The sequence below is a fragment of the Methylobacterium soli genome (assembly GCF_008806385.1).
Classification (GTDB): Bacteria; Pseudomonadota; Alphaproteobacteria; order Rhizobiales; family Beijerinckiaceae; genus Methylobacterium; species Methylobacterium soli.
Genome location: NZ_VZZK01000012.1, coordinates 74,533 through 89,387, shown reverse-complemented (window position 1 = coordinate 89,387; position 14,855 = coordinate 74,533). Strand labels below are relative to the sequence as shown.

The following is a 14,855-nucleotide window of genomic DNA, read 5'->3' as shown; positions in this document are numbered from 1 at the left end:
AGCCTTCTCTAGGACTGACTCCGAGCCACCATGATCGATCTCGCGACGCGGGTGTACAATCACACCTGGAAGATCGACCCGATCGTGCGGTCGCTGCTCGATACCGATTTCTACAAGCTGCTGATGGCGCAGACGATTTTTCGCCGCCATCGCAATACGAGCGTCACCTTCGGCATCCAGAACCGCACCCGGCGCGTGCGGATCGCCGATTTCGTCGATGTGGGGGAACTGCGCGAGCAGCTCGACCATGCCCGGTCGCTGCGGCTCACGCGGGGCGAATCCACCTGGCTTCGCGGAAATACCTTCTACGGAAAGCGCCAGATGTTCTCGGCCGAGTTCATGGACTGGCTCGAGACCTTCCGGTTGCCCGAATACGAGCTCGAGGTGCGCGACGGGCAGTACGACCTGACGTTCCACGGTCTGTGGATCGAGACCACGATGTGGGAAGTGCCGGCGCTCGCGATCCTCAACGAATTGCGCTCGCGCGGCGTCCTGCGCGGCATGGGCAAGTTCGAACTCCAGGTGCTCTATGCCCGGGCCATGACCCGCGTCTGGGAGAAGATCGAGCGTTTGAAGGTGCTGCCCGGTCTCTCGATCGCCGATTTCGGCACGCGTCGCCGTCACAGCTTCCTCTGGCAGGACTGGTGCGTCGAAGCGATGAGCGCTGGCCTCGGGGAGTGCTTCCTCGGCACGTCGAACTGCCTCATCGCCCTGCGCCGCGAGGTCGAGGCCGTCGGCACGAATGCGCACGAGCTCCCGATGGTCTACGCCGCGCTCGCCGAGGGTGACGCCGCCCTGGCGCAAGCGCCCTACGACGTGCTGCGGGACTGGCAACAGGATTACGAGGGCAACCTCTTGGTCGTCCTTCCCGACACCTACGGCACCACGCGCTTCCTCGCCGACGCCCCCGATTGGATGACGACCTGGACCGGCATGCGTATCGACTCCAAGGAGCCCATGGCTGGCGGCGAGGAGGCAATCTCGTGGTGGCGATCCCGCGGCTGCGATCCGGCCTCGAAGCTCGCGATCTTCTCGGACGGGCTCGACATCGACATGATCGAGGCGATCCACGATCGTTTCCACGGACGTCTGCGCATCGGCTACGGGTGGGGCACGCTGCTCACCAACGATTTCCGCGGCCTCGTGCCCGATGGGCGGCTCGACCCGATCTCGATCGTCTGCAAGGTCATCGAGGCGAATGGCCGGCCGGCCGTGAAGATCTCCGACAACCCCACCAAGGCGATCGGGCCCGAGGCCGAGATCGCGCGCTACCAGCGGGTTTTCGGCACCGGTGGCCAAGCCGTGTTGCCGGTCGTGGTCTGAGACCGGCCCAGACCTGCGTGCCGCGGACGCCATCGCATCCATCGGCCTGTCCGCGCCCGATCGATCACGCGTCCGTTATAATCTCGCCGATCATCCAGGATCGTTTCACCGATGACACCGTTCCTCAGGCGGCGAGGCCCGCTGGAGGGTGGCATGGCCGCCCGCGTTGCGTCGAGATCGGATGGAAATGGCCAGGAACACGAGCCCGGAGGCGTCCCTCCTCCCGCCGCGTCCGACGCGCATAGCCGCCGCCGAGGTCCCGAAGGCCGCGCTCGCCTCACCCACCGTCGTCGGGGCGGTAATCGTCGCGATTCTGTACTTCGGCCGCGAGATCTTCATCCCCATCGCCATCGCGGTCCTGCTCTCCTTCGTGCTGGGGCCGCTCGTCAACCTGCTCCGGCGGATCAACCTTGGCCGCCTCCTCTCGGTCGGCATCGCCGTGATGGCGACCCTCGGCATCGTTGCGGCGCTGACCACGTTGATCGGCGTTCAGCTCGCGGATCTCGCCCGCGACGTGCCGCGCTACCGCGCGACCATCGAGCACAAGTTCGAGGGCCTGCGTGACAGCCCGATCGGGCAGGCTACCAGCTACGTCGCCAATATCGGGCGCGCGATCCATCAGGCCGGCAGCAGCACCGAGGAAGGCAGCGCCAAGGTGCCACCGGCCGGCACCAATACCGATCGCAAACCCGTCCTCGTCGAGGTGAAAGAGCGCCAGCCCGGTCCGATCGAGATGGCCGGCACGGTCCTGTCACCGGTCCTGCACCCGCTCGCCACCGCCGGCATTGTGTTCGTGGTGCTTCTCTTCATCCTGATGCAGCGTGAGGACCTGCGCGACCGGATGATCCGCCTCGCCGGATCGAACGACCTTCATCGGACGACGGTGGCGATGGACGACGCCGCCCGACGCCTGAGCCGTTACTTCCTCGTCCAGCTCGCGTTAAACGCGAGTTTCGGCCTCGTCGTCGGCATCGGTCTCTACCTGATCGGCGTGCCGAACCCGGTGCTCTGGGGCATCTTCTCGGCGCTGATGCGGTTCGTGCCCTACGCCGGCGCATTCCTGTCCGCCTTGTTTCCCCTCGCGCTGGCCGCGGCGGTCGAGCCCGGCTGGAACATGATGATCGGCACCGCGATCCTGTTCCTGCTCCTCGAACCCATCGTGGGCCAGTTCGTCGAGCCCCTGCTTTACGGGCAGTCAACGGGCCTCTCGCCCTTCGCGGTCCTAGTGTCGGCCCTGTTCTGGACGTGGTTGTGGGGACCGATCGGGCTCCTGCTCTCGACGCCGCTCACCGTCTGCCTCGTGGTACTCGGGCGCCACGTCGACAAGCTCGAATTCCTCGACGTGCTCTTCGGCGATCAGCCGGCCCTCACGCCGGTCGAGAATTTCTATCAACGCATCCTCGCGGACGATCCTGAAGAGGTCCAGGAACATGCAGACCTCATTCTGCAGGAATGCTCGCTCTCAGCCTATTACGACGAGGTCGTGGTGAGAGGTCTTGAGCTCGCAGCCCGGGACGCCGCTCGGGGCGTTCTGACGCCCGAACAGAAGACCGACATCCGCGCATCCCTGACGGGCTTGATCGAGGAGCTCGCAGAACGGGCGGACGAAACGCCGGAGCGGCCGGATCAGGATGGAGGCCGCCTCGTCAAGGACAGCGCGAGCACCGATCCCGTTTGCGGTCGAATGCCGATCGACTCCGGTACTGCCGGGTCGGAGGCCCTCCCGGCTCCGTGGCGACAGGAGGGCGCCGTCCTCTGCGTCTCCGGCCGAGGCTTCGTCGACGAGGCTGCCGCCGCCATCCTGGCGCAGCTCCTGACAAGGCGCGGCATCGGCGCCCGGGTCGTAGGCTTTTCCGACTTGGCTCGAAGCCGGATCGAGAATTTCGATCCCGGACCAGCCCGCATGATCTGCATCATCTCGCTGGCGATCAGCGGGGAACCGACGCACCTTCGCAATCTCGTCGGCCGTCTGAAGAAGCGGATCCCTCAGGTTCGCATCGCGGCGGGTCTCTGGCGTGCCGACGACGAGATCGTGGCCGACGTCTCGCAACAGGCGGCGATCGGCGCCGACGCGCACGTCACGTCCCTGCGCTCGGCTGTCGAGGAGGTGCTGACCACCATGCGCGACGATGCCGCCCGGTCCGGTGTGACTGGGCCAGTAGGATCGAGAGCGGGCCAGCGAGGGGCTTGACGCCGCGCGCGGGAGCCCGCTTCGTCTCATCAATCCGGGTCCGGGCGAAGAGGGTGTCAGCCGATGAGCGTGGTCGATCTCGCGCGTTTCATGGACGATCTCGCGACCGAGTCAGGGCAGGCGATCCTGCCGTTCTTCCGCGCCCATTTCGGGCTGGACGACAAGGCACGCGGCGGCGCGGCCTTCGACCCGGTCACGGAGGCCGATCGGGCCGCAGAGGTCGTCCTCCGCAACATGATCCGCCAGACCTTTCCGACGCACGGCATCCTGGGCGAAGAGTTCGGTTCGGAACGGCTCGACGCGGAATGCGTCTGGGTGCTCGACCCGATCGACGGCACCCGTGCCTTCATCGCCGGATTGCCGACCTGGGGCACGCTGATCGGGCTGACGAAAGGTGGGGTCGCCGTCCGCGGGATGATGCACCAGCCCTTCCTTGGCGAGCGTTTCGTCGGCGATGGAGCGAGTTCGCGCCTGCGCACGGCGCGGGGCGAGCGCACCCTGCGCACCCGCCGCTGCGATGTGCTCGCCGATGCGATCCTTGCCACCACCGATCCGCGCCTCTTCGTCGAGGGTGAGGAGCGGGATCGCTTCCAGGCGGTCGAAGGTTGCGTGCGCATGGCCCGGTACGGAACGGATTGCTACGCCTATTGCATGCTCGCCGCCGGTCAGATCGACCTCGTCGTGGAGGCTGGGCTCAAGCCCTACGACATCGTCGCATTGATCCCGATCGTCGAGGGCGCGGGCGGGATCGTGACGGCCTGGGATGGCGGGCCGGCGACGCAGGGAGGCCGCATCGTCGCCGCGGGCGATCCGCGCCTGCACAAGGCCGTTCTCGAGCACCTCAATCCCTGAAGCGTGTCGGGCGTGTCCGACGACGCATCGATTGAACCGGAAAGCGTCGCGGATCGTTGCCGCAAGACCGACAAGCTTTGCCGATGCGGGATCCGTGCTGCTCACCGCGCTCCTTGCCCTGACGACGTTGCTGCCACAGGTCGGTGCCGGCCTCGATGCCGCGCGTCGATCCAGTGAGACAATCCTGTCCTTCCCCGCGTCGGCACCCGTCACACCCGCGATGCCGCGCTTCGCCCCCGAGGCGCGTGCCGTGACGAACTGGCGTCAGGAAGCGGGCGCAACGCTTCGGCCGGCCTCATTGGCATTGGTGGTGCGGTTATCGACCATCGATCCGCCCTTCGTCGCTCGCTGCGTGAAGCTCAACAATTATTGGTGCATCAAGCGCGCGCGCTGGTCGGGCGAGATTGGCGCCGATGCCGAGGGCCATACGGGGTTTGCCACGGCAGCCGAGGGGGCCGACGCGGCCGCTCTGCTGCTGCGCCGCTACTACCGCGATTACGGCCGAAGAACTGCACTCGCGATTGTTCGACGCTGGGCACCGGCCACCTGCGGGCTCCCGAACCCGGTCGCGGCGACCGGGGCGGGCGGCCATACGCAAGCTGTCTCCGCCACGGTCGCGCCGATGGGGCTCGGGCGCACGCTGCGCGCGCGCTTCCTCGCCCGTCAAGGGCGCGGCGGCACTGTGCGCAGCCTCGCCTTCATCCGCGCAAAGGGCCCGGCCCTGCATCGACCCGCCCTGCGCATCCAGCCCTGGTCGCCCCTTGCCCGGATGGCGGCGGGGCCCCGCAGACCCGTCGCGCGGGCGATTCCGGCAACGCGGCAGCCGGAGATCGGGATCTTGAGCTCCGCCAAGGCGTCCATCGCGGCCGATTCACCCCGTCGAACAGGCCGACCGAGCGGCGCCGCTGATCCGAGCGCCCTGCTGTCGCGGCCGAGCCTCGCTCCGGACAGGCTCGTGGCCGAATCCGCGGCTCTCCCGGCAATCGCAGCCGGCCTGCCGCTGCTCGACCTGCGACTGCCAGCGCCTCTCTGCAGTGGCGACGACGTCCGCATCGGAAATTACGCTGCGCGCATCGCGAGCAGCGTCGGGCTCAAGCCCGGCGATGACCTCAAGCTGTTCTCGGCCGACGGGAACGCCAGCCCAAATCTCGCGCCGGTGATGCTGGCGATGTCGGGCGTGGAACTCGGCACGCTCAAGGCCGGGCCGGATCTCGTCGACGCCGCGATCCGGCGCCTCGACGCGGGACGCGACCGGGCCTCGACGACAGCGGAAGTGAGCCAGCCGCCGGAATAGCCTTGCAGCCAGCCCTCCCGCGCGCCACCTCAGCGCGGCCCCTGTTCTACCCGCCGAGTCTCGCCTTGCCGCCCTTGAACAGTTTCGTCGCGCGTGCCGGATTGGCGGTGAAGGCCTTCGCGGAAGCGTCGAGTGACCTGCTGATCCAGCCGACCCTGCGCCTCGGCGTGACCGGTTTGGCGCGATCCGGCAAGACCGTCTTCACGACAGCTCTGATCCACCACCTCGTCGAGGCGCACGCCTTGCCGGCCTTCGCACCCGCCCAAGAAGGACGCCTGCGCCGCGCCCGCCTCGTGCCGCAGCCCGATGACGACGTCCCGCGCTTTCCCTACGAGGATCATGTCTCCGCCCTGACGCAGGATCGGCGCTGGCCCCGCTCGACCGATCGGATCAGCCAGTTCCGCCTCGCCATCGAGTACGAGCGCGCCAGTGCCTGGCGTTCGGGGCCGGCGACCCTGATGCTCGACGTGGTCGATTATCCGGGCGAGTGGCTGCTCGACCTCGCTCTGATTGAGCAGAGCTATACGGCGTGGTCGCGCGCCACCATCGCGGGCACGCGGCGTGCCGGCCGGGCGGAGATCGCCGCGCCTTGGCTGGCCATGCTGGCGGGGCTCGATCCGGCGGCCCCCCTCGACGAGCCACTTGCGGAGCGGGCGAGCGAGGCCTTCAAGGCCTATCTCGCAGCACTCCGAGCCGGTCCGGAATCCGTCGCGACAACACCGCCCGGGCGCTTCCTGATGCCGGGCGATCTCGCTGGCTCGCCGGCGCTCACCTTCGCGCCCCTCGACAATCTGCCTGACACGCTCGCCGCCGACAGCTTGGCCGGGCTGATGGAGCGGCGCTTCGAGGCCTACAAATCCAAGGTGGTCGAGCCCTTCTTCCGCGACCATTTCCAGCGCGTCGACCGGCAGATCGTGCTCGTGGACGTGCTCGCCGCCGTGGATGCCGGGCCGGCGGCGCTCGCGGAGCTGGAGGAAGCGCTGGATGCGGTGCTGCTCAGCCTCAATATCGGCCGAAACACCATTCTCTCCCGCCTGTTCGCACCAAGGGCGGACCGCGTCCTGTTCGCCGCGACCAAGGCGGACCACCTTCATCAGACGAGCCATGACCGGCTCGACGCCCTGCTCCGCCTCCTCGTCTCGCGGGCGATGCGCCGGACGGAAGCCGCGGGCGCTCGCGTCGGCACCGTCGCGCTCGCCTCCGTCAGGGCGACCCGCGAGACCACGGTGCACGAGGGCGACGCGCGCTTTCGCGCCGTGTCCGGTACGCCCGAGGCGGGCGAACAAGTGGGCGACACGGTCTTCGATGGCGTCAGCGAGGCTGCGGTGTTTCCCGGTGAGCTTCCGGCTCGTCCGGAGGCGGTGCTGGAGGGAGCGGTCGAGCCCGGCTCGCTTCGTTTCCCGCGCTTCCGGCCTCCCTTGGTGAAACCCGACGCCCTCGGCCGCCCGGGTCATCTGCCACAGATCCGGCTCGACCGGGCGATGCAGTTCCTGATCGGCGACAGGCTCGCCTGATGCCGTGCATCCGCCCGAGCCCTACGACGGTGACCGCATGAGCTCCTCCCAGCGCCCCCGCGCCTTTCGAATTCCGACGGCCGATCCCGCCACTGACGGCGTCGCACCCGATGTCGGGCCGACGAGTCAGGTGCGGATCGTCGAGGAGCCCTTCGAGATCGTCGAGGCCGCCGACGGCGCGCCGGTTCCGGTCGCCCCGAAGAGCCGGGCGCCCTGGCTGTCGCTGCTCCTCATGGCCCTTGGCGGCCTCGTGTCGCTCGGGGTCGGGCTCTCGGTGGAGCGGCTGATCGCGGATCTGTTCCAGGCCGCACCCTGGCTCGGCGGCGTGGCGCTGGTTCTCCTGGCGCTCGCGACGGTCGCGTTCCTGGCGATCGTGGGCCGGGAGCTCGGGGGATTGTGGCGCGAGCGGCGGATGGAGCGCCTGCGCGAGGCCGCCATCGCGGCAATCAGCACCCGTGACCATTCGGCAGCGCAAGCGGTGGTGCGCGACCTCTCCGCCTTCTACGCCGACCGGCACGCTCTCGCGGAGGGCCGTAAGCGCCTCGAAGCGCTGGAAGATTCGATTCTCGACATCGACGACCGCATCGGTCTCGCCGAGCACGAATTGCTGGCTCCCCTCGACCGGCAGGCACGCAACGCCATCGCGACGGCGGCCAAGCAAGTCTCCGCCGTGACGGCTCTCAGTCCGCGGGCGATCGTCGATGTGGCCTTCGTGGTGTTCGTCGCGGCCCGGCTCCTGCGCCGGATCGCCCAAATCTATGGCGGCCGGCCGGGCTTCCTCGGCTTCCTGCGTTTGGCCCGAGCCGCCTTCGCGCACCTGACCGTGACGGGCGGGATGGCGGTGGGCGAGAGCATGATGCAGCAGGTGCTCGGGCTCGGCATCGCGGCCCGCGTCTCCGCGAAGCTCGGGGAGGGAGTCCTCAACGGGCTGATGACGGCCCGGTTCGGCCTCGCCGCGCTCGCGGTCTGCCGGCCGCTGCCCTTCACCCGGGAGGCGCCGCCGCGCCTGGCCGACGTGGCGGGCGAGTTGCTGCGCTCGGCCGAGACCGAGCGGGCAGGGGATTGAGAGGCGTCTACTCGCCCGCCGCGAGCTTGCGGGCGGGGGCGGGCGCGGCCGCCGCATTCCGGCGATTCGCGATGCGGCTGAACATGTTGCCGGTATAGTCGGCGACCTTCGGCTTCTCGCCGGCCGCGAGCTGCGCCTCGAAGACCTCGATCCGCTTCAGGAGAGACGCATCGTTGAAGATCGAGCTGTTGAACGACATGTTGGCGCGCGGGCCGAGGGCCGTTTGCACCGCCTCAAGTCTGGCCAGAAGCTCTCTTCGCGTCACGATCCATCTCCTGCGAGCGATTGCCGCCCTCACCTCGTCCCATCCAGAACCATCCTGGTAAATGAGGGGTTAACGGCGGGCCGGATCGGCGCAGGATCGGCGGCCGGTGACAGGCGGATCGGGGCTAACGCCTAGAGATTGCGAAGAAATCCAGCAAGCCGCATCAACCCCTCCGGCCAGGGACCGTGGCCGCTCGCCACGTTGATGTGGCCGGACTCGCCCGCATCGACGAGGAGGGAGCCCCAGGATGCGGCGAAATCCTCGGCCCGCTCGTAGGCGCAGTAGGGGTCGGTCCGGCTCGCCACCAGCAGCGACGGGAAGGGCAGGGGCTCGCGCGGCAGGGGCGCGAAGGCCCGGACGCGCTCGGGCAAGTTCGGCGTCCGCTCGACATCGGGCAGTGCCACGAACAGGGCGCCGCGCACGGTGCCGGGCGGAAAATCCTTGATGGCCTCGACACTTGCGACGACACCGAGGCTGTGCGCGATCAGGATGACGGGCCGGCTCGCCGCCTCGACCGCCTCGACGATGCGCCCGCACCAGGCCGCGGGCTCGGGCTGATGCCAGTCGTCCTGCGCGACGATCCGGCCGGTGGCGAGCCGGCTGGCCCAGCGGGCCTGCCAATGCTCCTCCTCGGAGCCGGCGAGGCCCGGGATGATCAGGATGTCGCAATCGGCTGTCTTCATGGCTGCCTGCGATAGCGGCTCGGGGCAGGATCGTCGAGGCGGCACCCATGGAACAAATCATGCACGATTCCGCGGTTTCACCGGGGACGCACCCGGTTCACTCGGCGGCGAGGGACGCCAAGCCCGGATTCGCCGCGATCTGGGCCGCGATTCCGGCCGAGGCGAGGTTCTTCGACTTGGCCTCGATCTCGAAATCCGCCCAGGCGAGATGGCGGGCGACGAGGTCGTTCAGCGCGCGGTTCCACATCAGGTCCGAATGCGCCGCGAGGTCGCGCCAGGAATGACCGGATTCGCGAAGCCTGGCGAAATCCGGGAGCGCGTCGGGATCGTGGTCCGGTAGCACCGTCTCGCGGGAGACGCTGACATGGGCGACCGGGCGCACGCCCCGCCAGGATTCCCGGATCCGAATGATGCGGGGATCCTCCGGCTCGATGTACTGGCCGCCGCTCTCGACCCAGTGGTGGTGAATGTCGAGGACGACGGGCACGAGGTCGGCGAGCTGCAGCACCGCGTCGAGGCCGAACGCATTCTCGTCGTTCTCGACGGTGACGAGGTCGCGGGCCACTTTGCTCACCTTGGGCAGGCTCTCGCGCCAGCCCGCGATCCCGGGGTCGCGGGCGCCGACATGGATGTTGATATGGGCCCCGTGCGGGTGCCAGCCGGTGCCGTAGCCCATCAGCCCCATCAGCTCGGCGTGGTAATCGAGGTCCTCGATGCCGTTCTGGAGCGCTGCGGGATTGCGCGAGGCGAGGATGCAGAACGGGCCCGGATGCAGGCTGACGCGGACGCCGCGCGCCCGCGCCAGGGCGCCGGCCTCGGACAGACCGGCCTCGACGGCTTGGCGCAGGTCCGGCTCGGCGTAGAGGGGGCGGATCGCCGGATGCGTGTAGGCGGGCAGGATCGAGCTCGCCATGCGCAGGAGCCGCTCCAGCGGCGGCCGGTCACCGACCCAGGCGATCTGACGCTGCAGGGCCACGAGGTTGTGGCGCACGGTCTGGGCGAGCTTGGCCTGCGCGGCGCTGGGGCCGAGGCTTTGCAGGTGGGCGATCGTGACGCTCGTGACGTTCATCGCCAGCGCCGCCTCGCGGGCGGCCTTCAGGGTCTTGTGGGTGCCGGGCGGCGTGTCCGGGATGAATTTGCAGCAGAAGCCGAGGCGGGGCGCGGCATCGCTCACGGGGCCGGCGGGGATGGGGGTGTCCGTCATGGAGCGACAACGCCGACGGGCGGATTTGGACGCAGGCCCGCGCCCGCAAATCATCGGCGATCGGCCCGGCGCTCGCATGAAAAAACGGGCGGCGCCGCCGCGCCGCCCGTCTCGTCGTGTCGTCGGAGCCGCCTCAGAGCCGGTGCGCGGTCCGGTCGCTGCCCTGGTAGTCACCGCCGGGCGTGCGCTCGCCGTTGGCGCGCTGGGCGGCGGCATTCAGGTTGTCCGGGTCGAGGGCGCTCTCCACGAAGTCGCGGCCGCGGCTGGTGAAGTCGCGGGCGTAGCGCAGGCCCTGGTCGCGCAGCTCGTCCGCGTAGGGGCCGAGGTTGCGGTCCTCCTGGCGGGTGCGCGGCAGCAGCGCCCCGAGGAGAAGGCCGGCCGCGACGCCGACGACGCCGACGAGGAGCGGGTTCTCGGTCACGAACTGCTCCACCGCGGTGCGGCCCTGGTGGAGCTGGTCACGGCCCCGGCTCGCCGCATCCTCGACGCGGCGGCGCTGGCTCCGGTGCATGTCGGACACCCAGGTGCGGGCGTCGTCGTAGACATCCGCGGCGCGCTCGCGGGCATCCTGCGCGGCGCCCTTGACGCTGCCGGCGAGGTCAGAGGCGCGGCTCTGCGCGTCGGAGGCGAGGTCGGAGGCTTTGTCGCGGGCCTGGCCGGCGAGGCCGGACGCCTTGTCGGCCGCCTGCGCGGCGGCGTCCTTCGCCTGATGCGCGGTGCCGCCGGCCGGCGCGTCGAAGCTCGCATTCCGCGCATGCGGGTCGGTGTTGCCGGCGCCGAGCGGATCGTGAACGCCCGCCGGGTCCGGCCTCAGGGTGAAGTCCTGGGGCTTGGCATGCGGGTCGAGGCTTCCGGGCGGCCGGTCGGTGCCGCCGGCGCCGACGGCGTGGAGCGTGCCGGTGGAGGTGCCGGTCAGCGGGCCGGAACCGCCCGCGGCTGTGTCGTGGAGGCCGCGGCCGGGTTGCTGCGGCTTGAAGGGGTCACTCATCGGTTACTCCTCATATCGGTCGTGACAGCCCGGGCGGGCCTTGGTCGGTCCTGGTTCTCGCGCGGTCCGGTCTCGGATCGGTCCTGCCGGATCCTGATCGCTCACCGGTCCCCATCGTCGATCGGTCCTGCGCACCGGCCAGGCGGCCGGCGCGTCCGGTCCGGGTTCAGGCCCGCATTTCTTCGGCGAGGTCGTGCGCCGGGTGCCGGGTCGGCTGGTCCGGGTCGTAGACGCGGGCCGCCCCGGTATTCAGGGCCGGGACCCTCTCGGCGGCGCGGCGCATCCGCCGCCGGCGGTTCTCGGCGGCGGCGTCGTTCGACATCCGGTGCAGCAGCCAGCCGATGCCGGCCGCGATGATCATCACCGGGACGGGGTTGCGCCGCACCGCCTCCAGCGCGCCGTCATAGACCCCGTTGAGGGGCGTGCGGCGGGCCGAGCCCAGCATCTCGTCGACGATGCTCGACACGGAGAGGCGGTCCTGGATCCGGTCGATCGTCTGGTCGAGCCGGGCGCGGCTCGCCTCGATGTCCTTCTCCAACTCGTTCATCGAACTCATTAGGAAACCCTCTCGGACAGGGCACGGGCGTCCTGGCGAACCTGGCGCGTGGTGCGGGTGGGCGCGAGCGTCGAGAGCGACATGGCGCTGCGTCCCCAGAGCGCCATGCCGATCGCCAGGACGAGGAGCACGCCGCCCACGATCAGGGCGGAGAGCCACTCGGAGCCCACGATGGTGGCGAGCCACTTCACGAGGGCGTCGACGAGGACCAGGAGGGCCACCACGGCGAAGACCGCGGCGCCGACGAAGCAGGCGAGCCCGATGAAGAGCGAGCGCACATTGCTCGCCATCTCGGTCCGGAAGAGCGCGATCTCTTTGCGGGCGAGCTCGTTGGTCTCACGCAGGGCGTCGCCGATCAGGCTCTGGATGCTGTTGACGCCGGCACCCGGCGGCGGGGTTGGGGTCGGTCCGTTGGACATGGGTCGGCGACCTCAGGCGCGATGGCTGGCGCGGTGGCCGTCGAGCCCCTCGCGATCCTGGGGCAGGCTCGACGACTTGATGAAGCGGGCCGCGATGAAGCCCGCCACGAAGGTGCCGACCGCGACCGCCACGGGGGCGCGGCGGGCGAAGGCCTCCGCATCCTCGTAGAAATCCGTGAAGCTGCGCGCCTCGATCGAGCCGCCGAGCTGCTCCAGCCCCTCGGCCGCGCTGTCGAAGAAGGCCTTGATGTTCGGCCGGTCGTCGAAGGTGCGGCTCGAATCCCGGAGGGTCTTGGCCAGGTCGTTGACCGATTGGGCCGCGTCGCCCTTGCGGCGCTCCACGTAATCCTGCGCCTGGGCGCGGGCGGCATCCATCAGGCCGCGGCCGCGCTCGACCGCGACGTCGGCGATGTCCTCGACATCGCCCTTCAGGCCGCGCCAATCCGCCTGCTCGCCAGCGGCGGAGGGGGCGCCGGGATCGGCCGGGCGCGCCACGGATGGGCCGGCCGCGGAAGGCCCGCCGGCGTGACCCGAAGACGGATTGGGAAACTCGCTGCCGGCCATGGGGCATACTCCTTGCACATGCGCCGGACACGGGGCCCGGGGCGCATCGGGGTGAGGCATGATGTCGGCTGAGTAACCGCCCCGGTCGCCACCGGTTCCGCCTCGGCGCGCGAGGGGGTCGGGCAAGGGCGCGCGAGGGGCGGCGAGGCGGGAAAGCCGCGGTTTTCCGGGGCTTTCCCGGGTGGCGCGAAGTCAGGCTTCGTTCAGGCCCCGGGGCGCAGCCTCGGCCAAGGTTGAGCGGGGTGCGGGGTCAGGACCGGAATTCGCGCGGGCTGACGAGGATCTGGACCGTCCCGGACAGGACAGGCCGGGATTTTCCTCGTGCGAGCGCGGATTCAGCATCTTGACCCGGGGGGTGCGAACGCGCTTGGCTAGCGCCAACGGATCGCGCTCGGCTTCCGCGCGTTCACCCGAGGAAACGTTTGGTCGGGCGCGGGCTCCCTCGCGCCTGCGCCCTGAGGACCGGAGCCGGCTTCGTGGCACGCCTAGTGATCGTATCGAACCGCGTTGCAGTGCCCGAGGAGGGTGGCAAGGCGGTGGCGGCCGGCGGCCTCGCCGTCGCCGTGAAGGAGGCCTTCACGGCCTATGAGGGCCTGTGGTTCGGCTGGAGCGGCAACGTCGTCGAGGAGCCCTCCGAGGAGCCGACCCTGATCGACCGGGACCGCGTGCAATACGCGGTGGTCGATCTCTCGCCCCAGGACCACCGGGAATATTACGCCGGCTTCGCCAACCGGGCGCTCTGGCCCATCATGCATTACCGGCTCGGCCTCGGCGCCTTCTCGCGCTCGGATTACGCCGGCTATTGCCGGGTCAACCGGATCTTCGCGCGCCAGCTCGCCAAGCTCGTCGAGCCCGACGACATCATCTGGGTCCACGATTACCACCTGCTGCCGCTGGCCTCCGAGCTGCGCGGCCTCGGCATCGCCAACCCGATCGGCTATTTCCACCACATCCCCTGGCCCGCCGCGGACGTGTTCAACACGCTGCCGGCCAGCAACGACCTCCTGCGCGCCATCGCGGATTACGACCTGATCGGCCTTCAGACCGACCCGGACGTGCAGAACCTGCACCGCAACCTCTGCGACACGCTGCGGGCGATTCCGCTGGGCGGCGGCTCGCTCATGGTCGACGGGCGCCGGACCCGCATCCGCTCCTTCCCGATCGGCATCGACGTGGCGGGCTTCAAGGATGCGGCCGAGCGGGCGAATTCCAACAAGACCGTGCGCGACACCATCGCGGGCCTGCGCACCCGCAAGCTCCTCGTCGGCGTCGACCGGCTCGACTACTCGAAGGGCGTGCCGGAGCGGATGGAGGCGGTGGAGCGCTTCTTCGCCTCGAATCCCGACCAGCGCGGCAACGTCGTCTACATCCAGATCACGCCGAAATCCCGCAGCGAGGTGCCCGAGTACGAGCAGCTCTCGCGCGAGGTCAACGAGACCGTGGGCGAGATCAACGGGGCGCTCGGCGACCCGGCCTGGACGCCGATCCAGTACGTCACCAAGGCCTATCCGCGGCCCGTCCTGGCGGGGCTCTACCGGGCGGCCCGGGTCGGCCTCGTGACGCCGATGCGCGACGGCATGAACCTCGTCGCCAAGGAATACATCGTGGCCCAGAGCGAGGAGGATCCGGGCGTCCTCGTCCTCTCCAAATTCGCGGGCGCGGCCCGCCAATTGCCCGAGGCGCTCCTGGTCAACCCCTACGACCGCTTCGAGGTCGCGGAGGCGATCCGGACCGCGCTCTACATGCCGCGGGGCGAGCGGCTGGAGCGCTGGAAGCCCATGGTCGATCGCATGACCCGCGAGGACGTGGATTGGTGGGCGCGCAACTTCCTCTCGGAACTCGAGAATTTCCGCACCGTCGAGCGCGAGCCGCCGACGGCGGCCGCCGCCGCCGAGTAGCGCGGGAAGGCCGGCCCGCCCCGTGTCGCGCCTCCTGA

Annotated in this window: 14 protein-coding genes; 7 read left to right on the top strand and 7 right to left on the bottom strand. The window is 69.7% G+C overall.

Translation table 11 applies throughout. From position 1 onward, the window contains the following. Positions 1-30: 30 nt before the first annotated feature. The 6 genes from pncB to F6X53_RS13580 all read left to right on the top strand — a co-directional run bounded on the left by pncB (position 31) and on the right by F6X53_RS13580 (position 8,240). Complete coding sequence (pncB, locus tag F6X53_RS13605) at positions 31-1,323, top strand: nicotinate phosphoribosyltransferase (protein WP_151000605.1); 1,293 nt, start codon at positions 31-33, stop codon at positions 1,321-1,323. A 187-nt stretch (positions 1,324-1,510) separates the two neighbouring features. Beyond that, positions 1,511-3,514: an AI-2E family transporter gene (locus F6X53_RS13600; RefSeq protein WP_151000603.1), complete on the top strand. Its 2,004-nt coding sequence runs from the start codon at positions 1,511-1,513 to the stop codon at positions 3,512-3,514. Between the two features lie 63 nt (positions 3,515-3,577). After that, positions 3,578-4,366, top strand: a complete 789-nt coding sequence (gene hisN / locus F6X53_RS13595; protein WP_151000601.1) for a histidinol-phosphatase — start codon at positions 3,578-3,580, stop codon at positions 4,364-4,366. A gap of 94 nt (positions 4,367-4,460) precedes the next feature. After that, positions 4,461-5,660, top strand: a complete 1,200-nt coding sequence (locus F6X53_RS13590) for a hypothetical protein (protein ID WP_151000599.1) — start codon at positions 4,461-4,463, stop codon at positions 5,658-5,660. A 65-nt stretch (positions 5,661-5,725) separates the two neighbouring features. Next, on the top strand, positions 5,726-7,174 hold the full coding sequence (locus F6X53_RS13585; protein WP_151000734.1) for a YcjX family GTP-binding protein: 1,449 nt from the start codon (positions 5,726-5,728) through the stop codon (positions 7,172-7,174). Positions 7,175-7,211: 37 nt separating this feature from the next. After that, entirely contained in the window at positions 7,212-8,240 is a 1,029-nt protein-coding gene (locus tag F6X53_RS13580) for a YcjF family protein (protein WP_151000596.1), read from the top strand. A 7-nt stretch (positions 8,241-8,247) separates the two neighbouring features. On the opposite strand, the gene F6X53_RS13575 is transcribed toward F6X53_RS13580, so the two are convergent. The 7 genes from F6X53_RS13575 to F6X53_RS13545 form a co-directional block, all read right to left on the bottom strand. Next, a complete protein-coding gene (locus tag F6X53_RS13575; RefSeq protein WP_151000594.1) occupies positions 8,248-8,505 on the bottom strand; it encodes a hypothetical protein in 258 nt (85 codons plus the stop codon). A 131-nt stretch (positions 8,506-8,636) separates the two neighbouring features. Then, complete coding sequence (locus tag F6X53_RS13570; protein WP_151000591.1) at positions 8,637-9,188, bottom strand: RBBP9/YdeN family alpha/beta hydrolase; 552 nt, start codon at positions 9,186-9,188, stop codon at positions 8,637-8,639. Between the two features lie 97 nt (positions 9,189-9,285). Continuing rightward, the gene (locus F6X53_RS13565; protein WP_151000588.1) at positions 9,286-10,392 is read right to left on the bottom strand and encodes an apurinic/apyrimidinic endonuclease family protein; all 1,107 of its coding nucleotides are present in this window, start codon (positions 10,390-10,392) and stop codon (positions 9,286-9,288) included. A 133-nt stretch (positions 10,393-10,525) separates the two neighbouring features. Further along, on the bottom strand, positions 10,526-11,380 hold the full coding sequence (locus F6X53_RS13560) for a hypothetical protein (RefSeq protein WP_151000586.1): 855 nt from the start codon (positions 11,378-11,380) through the stop codon (positions 10,526-10,528). Between the two features lie 166 nt (positions 11,381-11,546). Continuing rightward, complete coding sequence (locus F6X53_RS13555) at positions 11,547-11,927, bottom strand: DUF3618 domain-containing protein (RefSeq protein ID WP_151000584.1); 381 nt, start codon at positions 11,925-11,927, stop codon at positions 11,547-11,549. 8 nt (positions 11,928-11,935) lie between these two features. Further along, complete coding sequence (locus F6X53_RS13550) at positions 11,936-12,355, bottom strand: phage holin family protein (protein ID WP_151000582.1); 420 nt, start codon at positions 12,353-12,355, stop codon at positions 11,936-11,938. Positions 12,356-12,367: 12 nt separating this feature from the next. Beyond that, positions 12,368-12,919 (bottom strand): hypothetical protein, encoded by a 552-nt coding sequence (locus tag F6X53_RS13545; protein ID WP_238296251.1) that lies wholly within the window; start codon positions 12,917-12,919, stop codon positions 12,368-12,370. 476 nt (positions 12,920-13,395) lie between these two features. On the opposite strand from F6X53_RS13545, the gene F6X53_RS13535 reads away from it, so the two are divergent. After that, complete coding sequence (locus F6X53_RS13535; RefSeq protein ID WP_151000578.1) at positions 13,396-14,817, top strand: alpha,alpha-trehalose-phosphate synthase (UDP-forming); 1,422 nt, start codon at positions 13,396-13,398, stop codon at positions 14,815-14,817. Positions 14,818-14,855 lie beyond the last annotated feature (38 nt).